The following is a 21,323-nucleotide window of genomic DNA, read 5'->3' on the forward strand; positions in this document are numbered from 1 at the left end:
GAACCGTCGCATCGGTCGTCTCCGAAAACCCCGAGACGATCTCTATCTGACTCGTCGTTTTCACGCAGCCAGGGTCAAAAGCGCCCGACCGGCTCTCCGATCACTTACTTCCGGCCGAGCCGTGTGAGCGGACGTCCTGGGCGTCGGCCGGACGGTCAGAAATGGGTCAAAGGCAGCCTATCGGTCCCCCGACTGCTCGCTTCCGGTTGAGCCCCGGAGCCAACATGGCGTGCGCAAGCCGGAACGTCCGGGACGGGCCAAGAGCGACTACGAGAGGCTTATCTCAAGCTCCGAACCACACCCGTCCGAACACTGCCTTGATGATGCGTCGTGAACCATCTCCCATCTCAACGCGCATAGACATGTAGAGACGTTGATCCACTAAGCGAAAGGTCACATTGAATGGCCTGCCAGCCGTCGTGCCCGTCTTTCCTGGTGCCCATTCGCCCGTCCCCATCGCTTCGATTGGGCCGGCAGTTCCTTCGACACCAACCACGGCTGACCACCCGTTATTTGCCACAACGGCCAGGGACGTGCCTTTCTGCGCAATCGAGACACAACATCTCGGGCAAGAGCCGGCATTCGACTCGATTTGTTGCCAGGCGCCCTCGAGGTCCTCTTGCGCGACGGCAGGGCCAGCAACAGACGTTGACGCGAGAGCCAACAGAAAGAGAAGTCCGATCCAATTTGGCATATTCCGACTCTGGTGACGGCAAATGCAAGGAGCGCTTCGTGCCAAAGCGCGACCATGGAATTGTCCAAATGCGTGTTTTGGCTCAGTCAGCTCAACCTAGTCTGCAAGTCTTATCCGAACGTGAACTGGTCAGCGAGGGAAGGTCCGGTGCGGGTCAAAGGCCGCTTTTCGGATCACCAGCAGCTCATTTTCCGGTTGAACCCTGATAGCGGACACTTCTGCCGCAGGCCGGAAGGTCCGAGATGGCCCCGCTCCGCGTTGTCGGGCAAATCACCTCACCATGATTGCGCGACCTCGCCGCACAGCATCGGCGGAAACGCGACAAACCGCCTGCGCGTAAACATTCATTTCGCGAGAGATTTCAATGCCGAACGGCAAAGCGCCCCCCGCCGACGAAATTTTTCTATTTCGTTTTTCCAGAAATCGTGTATGACTATGTCCATCCCGCCTCGATGAGAAGGGGCGTACGCGCGGTCGTCACGATGCGCGAGGCGGGTTGCGGTGGCCGTGTCGGGTTGCAGCGTGATTTGCTCGCGCCGACGAACAACATCGATGCGGACGTGAAGTCGTGCGGTCCTGGCCTCCCGGTGCTGAGGCCTGCGCAATGCGCTGACAGCGCATTGTCGCAACGCGATGAAGCTTTGCTTCACGTGGACGGGGGCAATCGAGCCGGTCCCCGGGGAGACCACGTATAAGCGTAAAACCATCGCGCAGGGAATGCCGGATTGTTTCGGCTGACCTGTGGTGACTGCCGCCTGCTTTCTTTGTTGCAGGCGGGCCATGGGTGCGGCCAGCATCCGGCATTCCCTGCGCCCTTTCGATCTTTCGAAGGGCCTCTCCAAACGCACAACTCGGGCATCAACGCCGCGGGAACGTGATCTCATGTCCGATGCTGTCCGCGATGTGAGCCTGAATCTGCGGAGAGCCGTGACTCGTCATTTCGGCAATCGATTGCGCTCTGACGCAAAACATCCTGCACTCAGCGTCAAGCGCGGCCGCCACCGCATGTCCATAATCTTTACGATCCCGCGTTCGAAGGAACCTCGCATCGTGCAGACTCTCCGCGTGGCCGTCGATGTCGGCGGCACCTTTACCGACATCTGTATCATGGACGAGGCGACCGGCCTCATCCGGGTCGAGAAGACGGCGTCGACGCAAGATCCCATCGACGGGATCATGGACGGCGTCTCCAAGGCCGGCATCGACCTTGCCGAGGTCGCGCTGTTCTCGCACGGCACGACCGTTGCGACCAACGCCCTGATCACCCGCCGCCTGCCCCGCACCGCCGTGGTCAGCACCAAGGGCTTTCGCGACGTCATCGAGATCCGTCGCGCCAACAAGGAAGATCTCTGGGACACCTACAAGGACGTGGTCAGGCCCTACGTGCCGCGCCGCGACCGGTTGACCGTTCCCGAGCGTGTCGACGCCGCCGGCCGCGTGATCGAGCCGCTCGATATCGAAGCCGCGCGCGAGGTCGCCCGCATCCTCAAGCGCCGCGGCGTCGCCGCGGTCGCGGTCTGCTTCATGAACGCCTATCTCAACGGCGAGAATGAGCGCGCCATGCGCGACATCCTGCTGGAAGCAATGCCCGAGATTCCGGTCTCGATCTCCTCGCAGGTGCTACCCGAGATCTTCGAGCACGAGCGTTTCTCAACCACAGTCGCCAACGCCGTGGTGAGCCCGGTGGTCGTCGATTACACCAGCCGGCTCGGCGAGCGCCTGGCGAACGAGGGCTATACCCGCGACCTCCTGCTGCTCCACACCGGCGGCGGCGTGATGACGCCGGCAAGCGTCAAGGATTTTGCCGCACGGCTTGCGGGCTCTGGAATTGCCGCCGGCGCCATCGCCAGCCGCACCATCGCCAGCCTGTGCGGCTATCCGAACTCGATCGGGCTCGACATGGGCGGCACCTCGACCGACGTCTCGCTGGCCTATGAGGGCCAGTCGCGCATCACCAAGGACTGGTACGTCGAATTCGGCTATCCGATCCGCTTCGCTTCCATCGAGGTGCTGACCATCGGCGCCGGCGGCGGCTCTCTCGCCTGGACCGATCCCGCGGGCTCGCTGCGCAATGGGCCGCAATCGGCCGGCGCCTATCCGGGTCCGGCCTGCTACGGCAACGGCAATGCGCAGCCGACCAATACGGACGCCAATGTCACGCTCGGTCGCCTCGGCACCAGCCTTGCCGGCGGCAAGGTGACTCTCGACCCTGCCCTCGCCCGCCAATCCGTCGAAGACGGCGTCGCCAAGCCGTTCGGACTCGGCCTGCACGAGGCCGCAGACGCCATCCTCAAGGTCGCCAACGCCAACATGTCGGATGCCGTCCGGCTGATCTCGATCAGCCGCGGCTATGATCCGCGCGATTTTGCCCTGGTCGCCTTCGGCGGCGCCGGCGCGCTGCATGGGGTCGATGTCGCCCGCGAGCTCGCGATTCCCGTCGTGATCGTGCCGCCCAATCCGGGCGTGACCTCCGCGCTCGGCTGTCTCCTGGTCGACATGCAGCACGACTTCTCGCAGAGTTGCATGGTCGACGCAGCGGAAGCCGATCCCGCCGATATCGAAGCGCAGTTTGCCGCGATCGAAAAAGAAGCCCTGGATCGGCTGGCCCATGAGGGCGTCGCTCCCGAGAACATCGTCCTGCAGCGTTCCATCGACATGATGTATCGCGGCCAGTGGCGCTCGCTCGCGGTGAACGCGCCACGTCCGATCGGCGCGATCGCCGATCTCGTCGCCAGCTTCCACGCCGAGCACCAGCGCGAATACAATTTCCGCCGCGACAGCGCGCCGGTGAGCTTCTTCCGCCTCAACCTGAAGGCGGTCGGCATCGTGCCCAAAGCGGAGTTCGCCGTCCATGAGCCGACCGGCGTAACGCCGGAGCCGGTGGCTCGGCGTCCTGTCTGGTTCGACGGCGAGGCCCATGACACTCCGGTGTTCCAGCGCGGAAGCCTGCCATGCGGCTTCACCTTCCGCGGCCCTGCCATCGTCGAGCAGATCGACGCGACCACCGTGGTGCCGCCCGGCGCCAAGGCGGAGGTGGACAAATATCTGAACATCATCATCAGCGTGAAGGAGTGAGGCGATGACGCAAGATCTCGCGCTCGATCCCGTGACCTTCGAGGTTCTGAAGAACTCCTTCATCACCAGCGTCGACCAAATGGGCGAGCAGGTCTTGAGGACCTGCTATTCCTTCGTCATCTATAACCACGACTTCTCCAGCGCGCTGCACGATGCCAAGGGCGAATGCGCCGCACAGGGCAACCAGGATATCGCGGTTCACGTCGGCACCCTGCACTTCACCTGCCAGGAGGTGATCCGTCACTTCGAGGGCGACATGCACGAAGGCGACGTCTTCGCCATCAACGATCCCTATGCCGGAGGCACGCACTTCTCCGATGTGCGCCTGATCCGGCCGATCTTCGCCGACGGCAGGATCATCGCCTTCAGCCAGTCCAACGGGCACTGGTCGGATGTCGGCGGCAGCGTGCCCGGCTCGTTCGACGTCGCCGCACGCGAGATGTTCCGCGAAGGCCTGCGCATCACGCCGGTGCGCCTGTTCGACCGCGGTCGCTTCTGCAAGGATGTCGCCCACCTGATCGCGTCGAACACGCGCGATCCGGCCTCGATCATCGGCGACATCCAGTCGCAGGCGCAGGCGACCCAGGTCTGCGAGCGCGAGATCCTGCGCCTGGTCAACAAATACGGCCGCGACACTGTGGAGACTGGGCTCGCTGCGGTGCAGGACTATGTCGAGCGCTCGGCGCGGCAGCGCATCGCCGCCCTGCCCGACGGCGAATGGGAGACGGTCGACTTCATCGACCGCGATCCGGCCGGCGGCGAAGGCATGATCCCGATCCGGATCAAGATGACGATCAAGGGCGACAAGGCGATCTACGATTTCACCGGCAGCCATCCAACGATCGGCTCGATCTACAATTCGGCCTTCGGCGCCACCTTCTCCGCCGTCGCGGCCGGCATGAAAACGTTCTTCCCCGACCTGCCGCTCAATTCCGGCTTCTACCGCTGCTTCGAGATCATCGCGCCGGAAGGCTCGATCGTCGACGCCAAATGGCCGATCGCGGTCACCGGCTTCCTGATGCCGTTCGAGAAGATCATGAACTCGATCTACGAGATGTGGTCGAAGCTGATGCCGGAGCGCGCGCTCGCCTGCGCCTTCAATCTCGAATATCTGCTCACCGGCGGGCTCGACGCGCGCAGTCCGGACAAGCCGATCTTCATGTTCTACGATTGGCTGCCCGGCGGCTGGGGCGGCCGCAACGGCAAGGACGGCAGCAACGTCACCACCGCCTGCTTCGGCACCGGATTGATGTCGCAGCCGGTCGAAGGCCAGGAGCGCGCCAACCCGATCCTGACCACGGCATGCGAGATCCTCACCGACTCCCCTGGACCCGGCAAATGGCGCGGCGGCGCCGGCGTGGTGAAGACCTCGCGCATGCTCGAGGCCGAAAAGACTGTCATCTCCTACATCTGCGACCGCGAACGCGCGGTGGTGTGGGGCATCGAGGGCGGCTTGCCCTCCATGCCGCATGGCCTGACCCTGCAGCGTGCCGGCGCTGATGCTGAGGAACGGTTGGGCTCGATCTTTTCCGACGTGCCGCTCGGCGAAGGCGACGTGTTCTCTCGCCCCACGGCGGGCGGCGGCGGCTTCGGCGATCCGCTCGCACGCGACCCGAACCTCGTGCTCGAAGACATCAAGGACGATTATGTCTCGGTCGATCGCGCCGCCAAGGATTACGGCGTGGTGGTCCAGACCGTGGACGCGGAGCTTTGCGACTACGTGGTCGATCTATCCGCGACAGAAGCGCTGCGCGCCAAGGTCAAGGCCGAGCGCATCCACAATGCGAGGCTCGATCCGGAGATCGTCGCCGAGCGTTATCGAAATGGCGAGATCGACGCATTCGACGCGGTCCGCCAGCACGCCGTCATCCTCGACTGGGGCAGCGGGGCCCTGCTTCCGGAATCGACCCGTCAGTTCCGCGAGATGTTCGAGCGACGATCGGTCGCGATGTGGAACGACAATTAGCGCAGCTCGCGGCTTCCGAGCCGATGAATAGCCGAGCGAACTGCTTCGAGCCTTGTGAGGAAAGCTTGGGAAACAAAGGCTTGCATCGCGTTGACAGCCGCTTTTAGACTGCTTCAGTCTGCCGATCCCAATGAGGTTGTCGCGGCTGAATACCCATGGCTGAAAACCGATCCGTCAACCTCGCGCTATTTGCAACGCAGCAAAAGCGGCTTTTTGCGGACTTCTTCAAACTTTACCAGACGGTTGCACAACCCTGCCGCCTGTTCGCAATCGCGGCCGACGCGAATGCGATTGCACGCGTCGAGAAGCTCGCAAGACACGTCAAAAAGATCGGTCTCGTCGAAGGCAAGAGCTTCAACGAGATGGCGCTGCTGCAGGTGCCGATCTCGTTTCGCGACGTCGGGGCGCGGATCGAGAAGTGGATGTCGCCAACCCGCAATCAAGGCCCTGCGCTGCTCGTCGTCGACATGAGCTGGGGCCTGGAGACCAACTCGGCGACGGCGAATTTCGAGGGCTGGCCGGCGCTGGCCGAGGCACTCGCGCGGCAGTCCGAACTCTCGATCGCCTCGCTCTACAATCGCCGTGTGCTGATCGACGAGCAATTGCTGGTGGCGCTGCGCGGCCACCCGCAAATCCTGACCAGCGGCGGGCTGGTGGACAATCCGCATTGGCTTCCCTCGCGGCTGCAGACGCGCGGCGCGTTGCGCGAGCAGGTCGACTTCTGGCTCGGCGCGATCGCGCCGGAATTGCGGATCGACACCTCGGCCGCGGCGCTGCATGCGGCCGAGGGCGCCGATCCCATGTGGTTGTTGCGCCGGTCGGCGGAAGAAACCGGGACCATTCATCTCGACAGCCGCGACCGCTGGAAGATTAGATGCTTCGGGCGCTTGCGGATCTACCGTAATGACGGCAGCCAGGTGAACTGGGATCCGCCCGGCGGCGCCACCCGCAAGACCAAGACGCTATTCGCGTATCTGCTGCAGAAGGGCGGCCACGGCGCCGGCACCGACGAACTGGCCGATCTGCTCTGGCCCGATGCCGAGGACATCGAGGCCGCGCGCAACCGTCTCTATCACACCGTCCGCTACCTGCGGCTGGCGCTCGGCCAGCCCAGCGGACGCGAGGACGGCCGCAACTACATCCGGCGCGAGGGCTCGCGCTATGTGCTGGTGCCGCCGGAGCGCAGCTGGCTCGACATCTCGACCTTCGAACAATTGTGCCGCCAGTCGCAGGGCCATATCAAGGCCGGTGCCAGCGACGAGGCGCTGATCTGCCTGCAGGCGGCGGATCGTCTCTACACCGGAGACCTGTTCGAGGATATTCCGGTCGAGTATGCCGACGATGGCGAACGCGACTGGTGCTGGAGCAAGCGTTACTGGCTGCGTGACATGTTCTTCAAGGTCCAGCGCGACGCGGCGCGGATTTATCTCGAACGCAACGACTATTCTGCCGCGCTTGCGCATTGCCAGAAAGCGCTCGCGATCGATCCGCTGTGCGAAATGGCGCATGCCGAGGCCATGCAGGTGTTCAAGGCGCAGGGGCGACGCGAGGCGATCGACCGCCAGTTCAAGCTCTATCTCGACTCGCTCAAGCATTTCGACGACCGGCCGAAGAGCGCCTCGCTTCAGGAGCTGCACCGCAAGCTCACGGCTTGAGCGGCCCATTCGCTGCGTCGAAAGGCCGCTCGCTGTCCCGAGTTCGCAAGCTGGAAAAGACGCCGTGCGCCCGCACATTGACGATTTATCCAAATTTGCCATAGAGTTACCGACTAAAGAAAACCCAAAGGCCGCCGCTTAGAGTGTGCCCATAACAACGTCGCCATCGCGGGCGGCGAATGGGAGGATGATATGCCCGGTTCGGCTGCTCAGCTGGCGCGATGCCCCTTTGGCGACGCCGCAAAGGATTTCGATCCCTTCGAAATGCGCGATCCGTTCCCGTTCTACGAATGGGCGCGGGCCGAGGCGCCGGTATTCTTCTCCGACGAGCTGAACTATTTCGTGGTCGCGCGCCACGCCGACATCAAGGCCGTGTTCGACGACTGGCGGACTTTCTCCTCGGAGAACGCGCAGGCGCCGCTGCGTCCGATGTGCGAGGAAGGCAAGCGCATCATGCGTGAGGGCGGCTTCACGGCCTATTCCGGCCTGTCGGCCCGTGTGCCGCCCGATCACACCCGCATTCGCAAGCTGGTTCAGGGCTGCTTCGGGCCGCGCCGGTTCAGGGCGATCGAGCCGGAGATCAAGGCCATCGTCAACCAAGCCATCGATGCCTTCGCAGATCGCGGCCATGCCGACTTCTTCCGCGAATTCGCCTACGACGTGCCGGCACTGGTCCTATTCAAGCTGGTCGGCATTCCCAACATGGACGTGCCGCGCGTGAAGTCCTGGGCCGTCAGCCGCGCGCTGCTGACCTGGGGCGACCTGAGCGACGAGGAGCAGGTCGGCCACGCGCGCAACATGGTCGAGTATTGGAATTACTGCCGCGAGTTGGTGCGCCTGCGCCATGACGACCCGAGCGACGATTTGCCGGGCGATCTGGTTCGGCTTCAGAACGAAGGTGCCGAGATCAGCGACGAGGAGATCGCCGGCGTCCTCTACAGCGCGCTGTTCGCCGGACACGAGACCACGACGACGCTGATGGCCAATGGCATGCGGGAGTTGCTGCAGCGGCGCGAAAACTGGGAAGCCATCATCGCGGAACCGCAGCTCATTCCGAACGCGGTCGAGGAATCCCTGCGCTTCAGCCCATCGATCGTAGCCTGGCGCCGGCGCGCCCTGAAGGACACCCAGATCGGTGGCGTCCCGGTGCCGAAGGACTCCAACATCCTCTTGCTGATCGGCTCTGCCAATCGTGACGAGGCTGTGTTCAGCGATCCCACCCGCTTCAATGTCCGGCGCTCCGATGCGAGAAGCCATCTGGCGTTCGGCTACGGCATTCACACCTGTGTCGGCCAGCAGCTGGCACGCATCGAATTTGCGATCGCCCTGGGTGAACTGACCCGCAGGCTCCCCGGCCTCCGCCTCGCAGCGGACCAGAAGATCGATTTCGTTCACAACATCTCGTTTCGCGTGCCGACGGCCCTGCGTATCGAATGGGACGTCTGACCGCGCGCGGTCGAAAGCAACAACAAGTCCGGAGTCGATCCGGATCACAAGGTGGGGAACAAACGCATGTGCGCCAACGCAGCCGCATCCTTCATCGTGCCGTTCGAAGCCGCACGCGAGGACGACTTCCCGCGCATCGGCGGCAAATGCGCAAGCCTGGCACGTATGATCGCGCAAGGCGTCCGCGTACCGCCGGGATTTGCGGTTGCGACCGCAGCCTACGCCCTGCATCTTCGAGGCAACGGCCTCGAGGCAACGATCCGCGAGCGCCTGTCGCGGATCGTGCTCGACGATGTCGATGACGAAGAGACACTGTCGCACGAGATCCGCGACGCAATCCTGGCGCAGCCGATGCCGGGCGTGGTCGAGCAGTCGATCCGCGAGGCCTATCGTCGCCTGTCGCCCGATGGCCAGCTGCCGGTCGCGGTACGCTCGTCCGCAACGGCGGAAGACCTGCCCGACGCCAGCTTTGCCGGCCAGCAGGACACCTATCTCTGGGTGGTCGGCGAGGACGCCGTGGTCGAGAAGGTCAAGGCGTGCTGGGCCAGCCTCTTCAATGCCCGCGCCATTTCCTACCGCGCCGAGAACGGGCTCGGCCAGATCGACGTGTTGATGTCGGTCGGCGTCCAGAAGATGGTCAATGCCAGCGCCGCGGGCGTTGCGATGACGCTCGATCCGATCAATGGCGACCGCACCAAGATCGTGATCGATTCCGCCTTCGGGCTCGGTGAGCCGGTGGTCTCAGGAGAAATCACACCCGACAATTTCGTGGTCGAGAAGGTGCTTCTGCAGGTGACCAAGCAGCGGATCGCTGAGAAGGATTTCGAGCTCGTGGCTGATCGCGCAGAGCGCCGAACCGTCGAGCGCGTGATTGCGCCGGAGCGCCGCACCCTGCCCTCCCTGAGCAATGCGCAGGTCCTCGCCGTGGCCAAGCTCGCCAAGTCACTGGAGCGCAGCATGGGCTGCCCACAGGATGTGGAATGGGCGATCGATGCAGATCTCCCCGATGACGAGAACCTCGTCGCGCTGCAGAGCCGGCCGGAAACCGTCTGGAGCCAGAAGAAGAAGCAGTCGACCGCCATCTACGAAACCGGAATCGCGGGCGTGCTGGGGACGCTGCTGGCCCCGGTTCAAGCCAAGCGGTGATCGTCACCAAGCAAGCAAACAACAAACAGAGAAAACACCAAGCAGGGGAAACATCCATGACAGCGCATGCGAAATTTCCAAGTCCCTATGATCTGAAGACGCCTGTGGGCGCCGAGGGCTGGGAGACGCTCTACCCCTATTACCTTCAGTTCCAGAACAGCCTGCGCGACAAGGAGGACGGCAAGTTCTGGTTCTGCGACTCGCAGCACTGGCCGAGCCCGTTCAAGCCGTTCGACGCCGTCACGGTCGAATTCGCAGTCAAGTGCCTCGGTCAATACAACACGCGGCATTACCTGATCCCGCCGGCGAATGGCGTCGAATACCGCATCCACAATGGCTACTGCTACATGAGCCCGGTTGCCGTTGCGCCCGAGCTGATCGGCGGCCGCGTGCCGCATTTCATGGAGCGCGCCGGCTACTACTTCCAGAACTGGGACCGTCTGCTCGCAAACTGGGACAAGAAGGTCCGCGCCAACATCGCCGAGCTCGAAGCGCTGAACTTCGAGCCGCTGCCCGAGGCCGTGCCGCTCGATTGGATTACGGGCGGCGTCGGCCTCGACAACACTTATGCGCTGACGGAGACCTATGATCGAGCCATCCAGCTGCTCTACAAGACCTGGCAGTATCATTTCGAGTTCCTGAACCTTGGCTACGCCGCCTATCTCGACTTCTTCAGCTTCATGAAGGGCCAGTTCCCCACGATTCCGGACCAGGCCATCGCCAAGATGGTGCAGGGTGTCGAGGTAGACCTGTTTCGTCCCGACGACGAGTTGAAGAAGCTCGCCAAGCTCGCGGTGAAGCTCGGTGTGGCCGACGCGATGAAGAGCGGATCCGTGGACGAAGCGCTCGCCGCCGTCAGCGATGCGCCGAACGGCGCCGAATGGCTGAAGGCCTGGAAGGAGGCGCAGGATCCCTGGTTCAACTTTACCTCCGGCAATGGCTTCTATTCGACCGACAAGTACTGGATCGAGCATCTCGACATCCCGCTCGGCTACATCAGGGACTACATCGTCCGCGTGCAGCGGGGTGAGGAAATCGAGCGGCCGACCGAAGCCATCGCCAAGGAGCGCGACCGGATCACGTCCGAATATGCCGACATGCTCGATACGGACGCCCGTGCCGCCTTCGAGGGTAAGCTCGGTCTCGCCCGCACCGTGTTTCCCTATGTCGAGAACCACAACTTCTATATCGAGCATTGGTCGATGAGCGTGTTCTGGCGCAAGATGCGCGAGCTCGGCGCCATCTTCCGCGATGCCGGCTTCTGGAAGGACGCCGACGACCTGTTCTATCTGAACCGTCAGGAAGTCCGCGACGCGCTGTTCGACTACGGCAATGGCTGGGCGGTCGGCGCACCGGCGATCGGTCCGACCTACTGGCCGCCCGAGATCGAGCGGCGCAAGACGATTCTTGCCGCGCTGGCGACGACGCCGCCGCAGCCCGCGCTCAACAATCCGCCCGATGTCATCACCGAGCCGTTCACGATCATGCTCTGGGGCATCACCACAGAGAGCATCGGCCGCTGGCTCGATGGCGCCGCGAACACCACCAAGCTCTCCGGCATGGCCGCCTCCCCCGGCATCGTCGAAGGTCGCGCCCGCGTGGTGCGGTCGGCTGATGAGCTCGGCCAGATCGAGCAGGGCGAGATCCTGGTCGCGCCGGTCACCGCGCCGAGCTGGGCGCCGATCTTCGGCAAGATCAACGCGATCGTGACCGATATCGGCGGCATGATGTCCCACGCCGCCATCGTGTGCCGCGAATACGGCCTGCCTGCCGTCACCGGCACGGGTCGCGCGAGTTCCTCGATCAAGAACGGACAGATGCTGCGCGTCAACGGCTCGACCGGCGAAGTGACCGTTCTGTCCTGACCCCGAAACAGGAAGGTCGACGATGCCGGCCTTCCCCCGCAAGATTGGAAATTGCAATGCTCGACAGGCCCGAGATCGGCAGCCGGTACGATGAAGTTTGGCGCATCAGCGAGCCATACATGCGCGCCCGCAAGAACGACGTTCACATCCCGCTGTCCTATGCCTATGCCCGCAGGCTGCTTGAGCATTACCCCGACGCGGACGAGGACATCGTTTCACTCGCGATCATCCTGCACGACATCGGCTGGTACTCGATCGACATGAACGACATCATCGAGAAGGGCTTCGGCCCCAACATGATGCAGTCCGACGTGCGCTTCCTGCACGAGAGCGAAGGTGTCCGCATGTCGCGCGAGGTGCTGGAGCAGGCCGACTGGCCGGAGCCGGTCATCGTTGCGGTCGCCGAGATCATCGACGGCCACGACACCCGTCCCTACCCGCGCTCCCTCAACGATAGGATCGTACGCGACGCCGACAAGCTGTGGCGCTTCACGACCACCGGTGTCGCTGTCGCCTGCGACTGGTTCAAGATGACGCCGCACCAATATGCGACGCGTCTGACGACGCAGCTTGCCTTGCTGGAGACCGAGGCCGGACGGCTGATGGCCGAGGAGGCACTGGACAAGACCCGGGCAGCGCTGATGCTCGATCTGATTTGAACCAGAGGCCGCGGACATGGACATTTTCATCGACGGCCGTTGGGTTGCGGCGCGCAGCGGCGCGACCTTCGCCGTCTTCGATCCTGCGACGGGCGAGACGATCGATAGCGTTCCGGATGCCGGCCGCGCGGATGTCGATGCCGCGATCCGATCGGCCGAGACGGCTTTCCAGACCTGGAAGGCGACGCCGGTCGCCGAGCGTGCGCGGCTGCAGAAGAGCGCCGCCGGGCTGATGCGCGAGGCGGCCGACGAACTCGGCCGTCTGCTGACCAGAGAACTTGGCCGTCCCCTGGCGGGCGCGATCACCGAAATCCGGCGCTCGGCCGAGTTGCTCGACGTCTATGCCGAGGAAGGCCAGCGCCTGCATGCCGAGATGCCGCTGACGGGCATGGCCGGCGAGAAGATCATCATCACCCGCGAGCCGGTCGGCGTCGTTGTCGCCATCACCCCGTTCAACTATCCGGTCACGCTGCTCTGTTTCAAGCTCGGAGCCGCGCTGATGGCCGGCTGCACGGTCGTCGCAAAGCCAGCCGAGGAGACGCCGCTGTCGACCTTGCGGCTCGCTGAACTCTTCCGAACGGCGGGCTTTCCGGCCGGCTGCTTCAACGTCGTCACCGGCCGCGGCCCCGACATCGGCATGCAGATGATCGAGCATCCGACGCCGCGCAAGATCGCCTTCACCGGCGGGACCAGGGCCGGCAAGGCCATCGCCGCCGCAGCAGCGGGAACGATGAAGCGCGTCACGCTCGAGCTCGGCGGCCAATGCCCGGCCGTCGTCTGCGCCGACGCCGATATCGGCGCCGCCGCTGCGGCGATCGCGCGTCACGCCTTCGCCAATTCCGGCCAGTTCTGCTATCGCGTCAACCGCGTCTATGTCGAGCGCGCGGCCTACGCTGCGTTTCTCGATGCGCTCGTCGACAAGGTCTCGCAGCTCGACGTTGGCAACGGCCTGACTTCGAATTGCGCGCTCGGCCCGCTGATCAACGAAAAGATCTATCTCAACAGCGAGCGACAGATCGCCGATGCCCGCGCCCACGGCGCGACTGTGCTGACCGGCGGAGCCCGCTTGACGGGCGGGATCTACGACAAGGGCTGGTTCCTGCCGCCGACCGTCATCGCCGATGCCGGCCCCTCTTCTCTCGTGATGACCGAGGAGACCTTCGGGCCGGTGCTCGGCGTTGCCCCATTCGACGATCGCAGCGAGGTGGTGAGGCTCGCCAATGCGACGGTCTATGGACTGGCCGCCTTCGTCTTCTCGCGCAACCTCGCGACGGGGCTGACCCTAGCCGAGCGCCTCGAAGCCGGCTCGGTCTGGGTCAACGACATCCAGCGATCGAACCAGCGCGCGCCGTTCGGCGGCATGAAGCAGAGCGGGATCGGCCGCGAGAAGGGCCGCTACGGCGTCGAGGACTATCTCGAATACAAGACGATCTACCTCACCTACGACGCGGAGCTGCGATGACGCACTTTCTGCGCGAACAGGATCTGCCGATCTGGCTTGCCGCGCGGCCATGGCTGGATGTGCGGTCCAACGACGAGCACACCCTGATCTCTTATCGTCTTGGCCAGGCGCTACTGCGGATTCATCCCGAAGCGGACGCCTCCGTGGTCCTGCCCGCGATCCTCATGCACGACGTCGGCTGGAAGAAATTCCCGCCAGAGCAGCTCGCCGCAGCGGTCGGCCCCAATCCCAAATATCCAGAGTTGCAGCGCGCCCATGAGATCGAGGGCGTCAAGATCGCGGCCAAGGCTTTCTCGCAACTGGCGTTTCCCTGGCTGCAGGCCGATGCGATCCTTGCGATCATCGATGGGCATGACACGCGAAAATCTGCGATCTCACGCGAGGATGCGCTGATGAAGGACGCCGACAAGCTGTGGCGCTTCACCGCTCACGGCATCGCGACGATCGGCGGCTGGTTCGATACCCCGCCGAAGGAGACGCTCGCGATGCTCGAGAGCTTCGTGCTGCCGTCGATGCTGACCGACGCTGGCGCCGGCATGGCTCAGGCGCTGATCGCGGAGGGCGTCGCGTCCGCGTTCATGGCGGATCTCCTGCACATCGAGGTTCCTGCATGAGTACGATCCAACTGGTTGGGAAACGCGTGATCGTCACCGGCGCCGCCGGCGGGCTGGGCCGCGGATTCGCACTCGCCTTCGCCGCGGCAGGTGCCGAGGTCGTCGCCGCTGACATCCGCCTCAGCGGCGTCGAGGAAACCGCGCGGCTGATCCGCGACCGCGGCGGCAAGGCACATGCCGCAGAGGTCGACGTCGCGAACGAGACGTCCACTGCAGCATTGGCGCAAACAGCGTTGGCGCGCATGGGAGGCGTCGACGTACTGGTCAACAATGCTGCCATCTATGCCGGACTCGAACGACGCGGCTTCGAGGCGATACCCGAGGCCGAATGGGACCGGGTGATGCGCGTCAATGTCAAGGGTGTGTGGATGATGAGCAAGGCCGTGGCGCCGCTGATGCGCCGCGCCGGCGGCGGCGCGATCGTCAACGTGTCGTCGGCGACGGTCATGAGCGGCTCGCCGATGTGGCTTCACTACGTGTCGTCGAAAGGCGCCGTCATCGCCATGACGCGCGCGCTGGCGCGTGAGCTGGGCGATGACAAGATCACGGTCAATGTCATCGCCCCCGGCTTCACCCTCACAGAAGCCAGCCTCGGCTTGATGGAGAATGCTGCGGAATATGGCGTCTCCAGGGGAGCGCTGAAGCGCGCAGCCGATGTCGACGACATGGTCGGCGGCGCCCTGTTCTTCGCTTCGCCTGCCGCGACCTTCGTTACCGGCCAGACTTTGATCATCGATGGCGGCCGGCAGTTCATCTAGGAATTCGAAGATCCATGCCCAAGATCACGTTCATCGAGCCCGACGGCACCGTGCGCCTCGTTGACGCCGAGCCCGGCGAGAGCGCCATGCAGGCGGCGAAGCGCAACGGCGTCGACGGCATCATCGGCGAATGCGGTGGATCGTGCATCTGCGCCACCTGCCATTGTCACGTCGACGAGACCTGGATCGCGCGCGTCGGCGCAGCGGGCGACATCGAGGCCGACTTGCTCGAATTCGAGGCCACGGACGTCCGCCCGGAGAGCCGCCTCGCCTGCCAGATCCCGATCACCGAGTCCCTCGACGGGCTGCTGCTGCGGGTCGTCGGCCGCAGCCGCTGATCGCGACAAGCCCACGCTGTTCTCGCGCACTTTCTTCTCACCTGACGGCTCTGAGCTGACGTCCTGCACCGCAGACAGCCGATCCGTCGCCTTGCGATGCCTGCTCATCCGAACTCACTCGTCTGACGAGGATAGCCGCCCTTCTCAGGTCAATCGATTCTCGTCTCGCTTCAGCGAAGCCGACGCGCTGAGGGCCTGCTCGCATCATTCCCCCGCACTGCATCATTCATCTCCGCGCGTCCGCGTTCGCGCTTTCCATCAGGCCTGCATACCAACTCAATCACGTGCGTGAACCAGGCTAAAGAAAAACCAAAGAACGAGACATACACTGTCCGACAAATTTCGATCGGCGATCTTCATATCTGCTGTTGAAGATCGGACGCATCGATCACGAACCGCGCAAAGCAACCTGTTCAAGACGGGCGGCGCGGTCCGGAACGACACAAGAGCGAAACGCGATCATAGCTCGGGAGGAGCGCGCATGCCGAAGCTGCAGCGGCGGGATTACTACGATATCGCCCGCGACATGAACTGGACCTTCTCCTATGTCAGCGAGGAAGAGGCCTTTCCCGAGGCGCTCTCGAAGAGCTTCGGCATCCACGGCGAGCAATGGTGGGGCTGGGACGAGCCCTACAAGCTGACCTATCGCGAATACGTCCACAACCAGGCCGGCAAGGACGACGGCATCTACTCCATCCGTTCGACCATCGCGCGCTCCAACCTGTACGACAATCTCGACGCCGGCTGGAAGTCGGCCATCAAGGCGCATTACGGCGCGATACCGGTCCCGGAGTATTTTGCCTCGATCGGCGAGGCGCGCATGGCCCGCTTCGGCCGCGCTGCCGCGTGGCGCAACATGGCCGCGTTCGGCACGCTCGACGAATGCCGCCACGGCCAGGCGCAGATCTACTTCCCCTACTGCCTGCTGGCGAAGGATCCGCAATTCGACTGGGCTCACAAGGCGATGCACACCAACGAATGGGGCGTGATCGCAGCGCGCAGCCTGTTCGACGACATGTTCACCGCGAACGATGCGGTGTCGACGGCCATCCAGCTCACCTTCACCTTCGAGACCGGCTTCACCAATCTGCAATTCCTCGGCATGGCCTCGGACGCGCTGCATGTCGGCGACATCGAGTTCGGCGCGCTGATCTCCTCGATCCAGACCGACGAGGCCCGGCATTCGCAGCAGGGCGAGCCGACGCTGAAGATCATGATCAACAACGGCAAGAAGGCGGAGGCGCAGAAGCTGGTCGACCAGATGTTCTGGCGCTCGTGGAAGCTGTTCGCGCTACTGACCGGCATTTCCATGGACTACTATACGCCGCTGGAAAGCCGGACAATGTCGTTCAAGGAGTTCATGCAGGACTGGATCTGTCGGCAGTTCATGGACCAGTTCAAGGACCTCGGCATGAACGTGCCGTGGTACTGGGAAAAGCATTTCCTACCCGAGCTCGACTGGGTCCATCACGCCTATCACATGGGCGTGTGGTTCTGGCGGCCGACGGTGTGGTGGAATCCGGACGCGGGCGTGTCCGCCGCCGAGCGAGACTGGCTCGAGCAGAAATATCCCGGCTGGAACGATCGGTTCGGCAAGCTGTGGGACGTGATCGGCCACAACGTGCGCACCGGTCAGATTGAGAAGACCTATCCCGCAACGCTGCCGATCGTCTGCAATTGCTGCCACATTCCGATCTGCAGCCCGAGCATTGGCCAGGCGCCGCGGATCACCACGCATAACGGACGCAAGCTGAACTTCTGCTGCGAGGTCTGCGAGTGGGTCTGGAAGAGCCAGCCCGAGCGCTACGATACCCATCTCTCGGTCGTCGATCGCTTCCTGGCGGGCCAGATCCAGCCTCCGACGCTCGAGGGCGCACTGCAGTACATGGGCATTACGCCCGACGTGGCCGGCAACGACGCGCAAAATTATGCCTGGAACGGCGTGTCACGCCTGGCCGCCGAGTAACGCGTCGACCGGCGCGAGAGACAGGCGACAGGACAGACACAACAGGGATTGAGAAGCGCCGCTCACGAGCGGCCCGCCCAATCGATACAACAACAGACATGGGAGGTAAGCGTGGCTTTGTTCCCGCTTCAAGCCAATTTTCGCGGCGATTTCGTCGTCATGCTGATCCCCGTCGACGACGGCGATAACATGAGCATCGTGGCCGACAAGGTCGCACAGCACGCGGTCGGACTGCGCGTGGCCGAGAAGAGCGCGTCAAAATGCGTCTACTACAACGGCAAGGAACTGCCGTCCGGGATGACGGTCGCCCAGTCCGGAATCCAGCCGATGGATTGGATCGAGGTGGCCTATGTCTGACGATGCCGACGTCTCGTGGATAAAGGTCGCAACCTTGGATGACCTGTGGGAAGGCGATTTCCTCGGCGTCGAGGTCGACGGGGAGGAAGTGATCGTCGTGCACCTGCCCGGCGGCGAGTTGCGCTGCTTCCAGGGCATGTGCCCGCACCAGGAAATCCTGCTGGCGGACGGCACGGTCGACTTCGAAGCCGGCACCATCACCTGTTCGGCTCATGAGTGGGAGTTCAGCATGGATGACGGTCGCGGCCTCAACCCGCGAGACTGCCGGCTCTTCCGCTACGCGGTGAAGAAGGACGGCGAAACCATTCTGGTCGGCGTGCCGAATGACGGCCGGCCGCGCCGCCTGCGCCACAAGGCCGAACAGGACGCGTAGGACAAGACCATGACCACAACAGCAGCAGCACCGAAGCTCGTCGGTCCCGTCATCAGGGGCGTCGACGAAGACATCATCGACGCAGTGATCGCGGCAAGCGAGCAGGACAATCCGGACGTCGAGATCGTGGTCGAGGACCGCGGCGGTTACGTCCGCATCCAGGCCGACAGGAACTTCCGTCTGACGCAGAAAAGCATGCAGGCGGCACTGGGCCGGCCGTTCCGGCTCGCCGAGATCGAGCCGAGCCTAGTGTCGTTCGGCGGACGGCTGGATTCGATGGACGACGAGTGGGTCTGGACCATCCATACATAAAAATCCTGGGAGGAAACGCCATGACCGCGATGACCGCGAAGCCGGCTGCGCGCAAGCAGAAGAAGACCTGGAGCCTGTGGACCGAGCGGCGGCTGCCGTCGGAATACGAAGCCGTCACATACAAGTTCCACAGTCATTTCCGGCGCGCGCCCGCCCCGTTCGAACTGTCCGAGAACTGGCCGATCAACCAGTTCTATCTCAAAAATCGCGAGGGCTCGAAACTTTCGCTGGACGACTGGGAGGGTTATCGCGATCCCCTCACCTATACCTATCGCCGCTACGTCACCGATCAGAAGGACCGCGAAGTCTATTGCGACAATCTGATCGACGAGTTCGAGCGGCAGGACAGCTACCGCAAGCTTCCGACGCCCTGGCTCGACTTCCTCGGCCAGGCCTATCTGCCGGTCCGGTTTCCCGGGCACGCGATGCAGATGAGCGCAGCCTATGTCGCGCAGATGGCGCCGTCGGCCTTCGTCACCAACACTTTCTACTTCCAGATGGGCAACGAAATGCGCCGCGTGCAGCGCCAGGCCTATCTGGCCAAGGCGCTTGCGCTCGACACCGGACGCCCGGAGCTTGCCGACAGCAACAGGACCCGCGCGATCTGGACGCAGGCGCCACAATGGCAGGCTCTGCGCGAGTTGATCGAGAAGCAGCTGGTCGCTTACGATTGGGGCGAGGCCTTCGTCTCCCGCAATCTCGTGCTGCGGCCGATCTTCGATCACGTGTTCAATCGCGAGATCGCCGATCTGGCTCGAGCGAACGATGACGACCTGCTGGCGCTCATGCACGACGACTTCCGCAACTATGACGAATCCTACGCCGTCGAGACCACGAAGGCTCTGGTGCGATACGCCACCGGCAAGGTTCCCGCACATGCGGTGCTGTTGCGAGAATGGGCCGCGAAATGGATGCAGCTCGGCGAACGAGCCGCGCGTGGTCTCAGCGAGGCGCTCGCGGCTGCGCCAGGGGCCGACAGTGCCCAAGCGATCCTGGAGCGGACCATGACGGCGCAGACAAGGCTGATCGCGGATTGCGGACTGTAGTTTGGCAAGTACGGTCGGCATCGAGCAGCCGACCGCCAAGGCCGAAAGGATGGCGTTGATGACGCGGCAACTCCGCATCGAGCCCGATGGTGTCGCAATCGACGCGACCGAACACGAAACCATCCTTCAGGCCGCGCGGCGAAGCGGAGTCGCGCTGCCTTACGAATGCGGCTGGGGCAGTTGCGGCTCCTGCAAGGTGACCCTCGTCGACGGACAAGTGGCACTGATCTTCCCCAGCGCGCCAGCCGTGAATCCACGCGACGCGCGGCGCAACCACATCCTCGCATGTCAATCTCGCGCAGTCTCGGATGTCACCATCGCGCGCGGTGCCGGCGACTGGTCCGCGCCGACGCCTCGATGCGTCGAGCAACAGGCGATCCTGCGAGAGGTCGAACATCTTGCGCCGGAGATTCGCCAGTTCACCTTCGAGACCGCCGCGCCGATCGACTTCCGGCCTGGCCAATATGCGATCCTGCATCTCGGCGAAGGCCTACGACGCTGCTACTCGATGTGCAACCTGCCGGGCAGCGCCATCCTGCAGTTCATCGCCAAGCGCTATGACGGCGGCCACGGCAGCAATACGCTTGCCGCCTTGCAGCCGGGCGCTCGCATCACCGTCGAGGTCCCGTTCGGCACCTGCACGCTACGGCGCCAGCCGGGCCGCAAGGTGTTCGTGGCCGGAGGCACAGGCCTTGCGCCGATCCTGTCGATGATACGCGAGGCGGCGCAAACGCAACTCGATTTCGGATCGCCCGTGGACGTGATCTACGGCGCGCGTGCGCCGGCCGATCTCGCCGCGGCCGACATGCTGGAAGCGGCGATCGCGCACGTGGCCCACAGTCGCTACCTGCCGGTCGTCGAACAGGCGCCGGCGAGCTGGCCACATGCAGCCGGCTTCATCACCGATGCGATCAAGGCAACGGTCACCGATCCCGCCGCGGCGGAGTTCTATGTCGCCGGGCCACCGGTCATGGTCAACGCGGTCAAGGCGCTGCTGCGCAGCGCCGACGTGCCTATCACGCAGGTCCACTATGACAGCTTCGGCTAGCATGTGGCTGCACGGCGCGCCGGTCTGGGTCATGGCACCAGGACTGCGCCGTCTCGCCGCGCGGCAGGGCGACGCCCCGCGGCTCGCGCCGACATGGCCTTGCCATCAGCTCGATGACGCCTCGCCCGCCGGATATGCTGGGCAGCTTGCCTCATGCGCATGCGCGCTGGCCGGCGTCGAAGAGGTGCCGCCGCCGCTCAACACTGCAGGCCGCGCCTTCGCGCTCGACGACACCAATGCCATGGGCCAGCCGGAGGCCTTCGTATTCGCGCCGGTCTGGCTGGTGGTTCGTCCGGACGGGTCGCTGCACCTCACCCTGCGACCAGAATGGGCGCAGAAGGTCGCGGCCAAGGGCTGGGGCACGGTGCATCCGTTCGCGCGCTACATGGCCGGCGCCGTGCCGCCGCAGAGCCTCATCGTCTACGCGCCGCGCGATCCCCGCGAACTGGCGATCGCGGCCCGCATCATCGCGGCGGCGCATTGCTACGCGCGCGGCTGCATCGGCGAGGTCGCCTTGCCCGACAGCCGCTGGTGAGCTGTGAC

At 64.0% G+C, this 21,323-nt stretch carries 19 protein-coding genes; 18 read left to right on the forward strand and 1 reads right to left on the reverse strand.

The features are described 5' to 3' along the window. Nucleotides 1–1,038 precede the first annotated feature (1,038 nt). Nucleotides 1,039–1,491: a hypothetical protein gene (locus tag QXZ85_RS21635; protein WP_315765863.1), complete on the reverse strand. Its 453-nt coding sequence runs from the start codon at nt 1,489–1,491 to the stop codon at nt 1,039–1,041. Nucleotides 1,492–1,744: 253 nt separating this feature from the next. On the opposite strand from QXZ85_RS21635, the gene QXZ85_RS21640 reads away from it, so the two are divergent. The 18 genes from QXZ85_RS21640 to QXZ85_RS21725 all read left to right on the forward strand — a co-directional run bounded on the left by QXZ85_RS21640 (nt 1,745) and on the right by QXZ85_RS21725 (nt 21,315). After that, nucleotides 1,745–3,769, forward strand: coding sequence for a hydantoinase/oxoprolinase family protein (locus QXZ85_RS21640; protein WP_316168324.1), 2,025 nt, complete (start codon nt 1,745–1,747; stop codon nt 3,767–3,769). 4 nt (nt 3,770–3,773) lie between these two features. Next, nucleotides 3,774–5,735, forward strand: coding sequence for a hydantoinase B/oxoprolinase family protein (locus tag QXZ85_RS21645; protein ID WP_315705906.1), 1,962 nt, complete (start codon nt 3,774–3,776; stop codon nt 5,733–5,735). 155 nt (nt 5,736–5,890) lie between these two features. After that, entirely contained in the window at nt 5,891–7,390 is a 1,500-nt protein-coding gene (locus tag QXZ85_RS21650) for a bacterial transcriptional activator domain-containing protein (protein ID WP_315705905.1), read from the forward strand. Between the two features lie 192 nt (nt 7,391–7,582). After that, a complete protein-coding gene (locus tag QXZ85_RS21655; RefSeq protein ID WP_315705904.1) occupies nt 7,583–8,836 on the forward strand; it encodes a cytochrome P450 in 1,254 nt (417 codons plus the stop codon). A gap of 66 nt (nt 8,837–8,902) precedes the next feature. Next, nucleotides 8,903–9,982 (forward strand): PEP/pyruvate-binding domain-containing protein, encoded by a 1,080-nt coding sequence (locus QXZ85_RS21660; protein ID WP_315767924.1) that lies wholly within the window; start codon nt 8,903–8,905, stop codon nt 9,980–9,982. Nucleotides 9,983–10,038: 56 nt separating this feature from the next. After that, complete coding sequence (locus tag QXZ85_RS21665; protein WP_315705902.1) at nt 10,039–11,847, forward strand: PEP-utilizing enzyme; 1,809 nt, start codon at nt 10,039–10,041, stop codon at nt 11,845–11,847. Between the two features lie 56 nt (nt 11,848–11,903). After that, nucleotides 11,904–12,506 carry an HD domain-containing protein gene (locus QXZ85_RS21670; protein ID WP_315705901.1) on the forward strand — a complete coding sequence of 201 codons (603 nt, stop codon included), beginning with the start codon at nt 11,904–11,906 and terminating at the stop codon, nt 12,504–12,506. Between the two features lie 16 nt (nt 12,507–12,522). Beyond that, nucleotides 12,523–13,968: an aldehyde dehydrogenase family protein gene (locus tag QXZ85_RS21675; RefSeq protein ID WP_315767925.1), complete on the forward strand. Its 1,446-nt coding sequence runs from the start codon at nt 12,523–12,525 to the stop codon at nt 13,966–13,968. Further along, a complete protein-coding gene (locus QXZ85_RS21680; RefSeq protein WP_315745143.1) occupies nt 13,965–14,582 on the forward strand; it encodes an HD domain-containing protein in 618 nt (205 codons plus the stop codon). The genes QXZ85_RS21675 and QXZ85_RS21680 overlap by 4 nt, the downstream gene beginning before the upstream one ends. Then, nucleotides 14,579–15,340 (forward strand): SDR family NAD(P)-dependent oxidoreductase, encoded by a 762-nt coding sequence (locus QXZ85_RS21685; RefSeq protein ID WP_315767926.1) that lies wholly within the window; start codon nt 14,579–14,581, stop codon nt 15,338–15,340. The genes QXZ85_RS21680 and QXZ85_RS21685 overlap by 4 nt, the downstream gene beginning before the upstream one ends. 14 nt (nt 15,341–15,354) lie before the next feature. Next, on the forward strand, nt 15,355–15,678 hold the full coding sequence (locus tag QXZ85_RS21690) for a 2Fe-2S iron-sulfur cluster-binding protein (protein ID WP_315705897.1): 324 nt from the start codon (nt 15,355–15,357) through the stop codon (nt 15,676–15,678). A 481-nt stretch (nt 15,679–16,159) separates the two neighbouring features. Next, nucleotides 16,160–17,644, forward strand: coding sequence for an aromatic/alkene/methane monooxygenase hydroxylase/oxygenase subunit alpha (locus QXZ85_RS21695; RefSeq protein ID WP_315767927.1), 1,485 nt, complete (start codon nt 16,160–16,162; stop codon nt 17,642–17,644). A gap of 111 nt (nt 17,645–17,755) precedes the next feature. Continuing rightward, nucleotides 17,756–18,001, forward strand: coding sequence for a toluene-4-monooxygenase system B family protein (locus QXZ85_RS21700; RefSeq protein WP_315705895.1), 246 nt, complete (start codon nt 17,756–17,758; stop codon nt 17,999–18,001). Next, nucleotides 17,994–18,374 carry a Rieske 2Fe-2S domain-containing protein gene (locus tag QXZ85_RS21705; RefSeq protein WP_315705894.1) on the forward strand — a complete coding sequence of 127 codons (381 nt, stop codon included), beginning with the start codon at nt 17,994–17,996 and terminating at the stop codon, nt 18,372–18,374. Before QXZ85_RS21700 ends, QXZ85_RS21705 begins: the two co-directional genes overlap by 8 nt. Before the next feature lie 9 nt (nt 18,375–18,383). Continuing rightward, nucleotides 18,384–18,686: an MmoB/DmpM family protein gene (locus tag QXZ85_RS21710; RefSeq protein WP_315705893.1), complete on the forward strand. Its 303-nt coding sequence runs from the start codon at nt 18,384–18,386 to the stop codon at nt 18,684–18,686. Nucleotides 18,687–18,706: 20 nt separating this feature from the next. Beyond that, nucleotides 18,707–19,732, forward strand: a complete 1,026-nt coding sequence (locus QXZ85_RS21715) for an aromatic/alkene monooxygenase hydroxylase subunit beta (RefSeq protein WP_315745134.1) — start codon at nt 18,707–18,709, stop codon at nt 19,730–19,732. A gap of 1 nt (nt 19,733) precedes the next feature. Then, entirely contained in the window at nt 19,734–20,780 is a 1,047-nt protein-coding gene (locus QXZ85_RS21720) for a 2Fe-2S iron-sulfur cluster binding domain-containing protein (RefSeq protein WP_315745133.1), read from the forward strand. After that, nucleotides 20,764–21,315, forward strand: coding sequence for a hypothetical protein (locus QXZ85_RS21725; RefSeq protein ID WP_315745132.1), 552 nt, complete (start codon nt 20,764–20,766; stop codon nt 21,313–21,315). The genes QXZ85_RS21720 and QXZ85_RS21725 overlap by 17 nt, the downstream gene beginning before the upstream one ends. Nucleotides 21,316–21,323 lie beyond the last annotated feature (8 nt).

Origin of the sequence: Bradyrhizobium sp. SZCCHNGR1005 (assembly GCF_032489995.1) — a bacterium.
Taxonomy (GTDB): Bacteria; Pseudomonadota; Alphaproteobacteria; order Rhizobiales; family Xanthobacteraceae; genus Bradyrhizobium.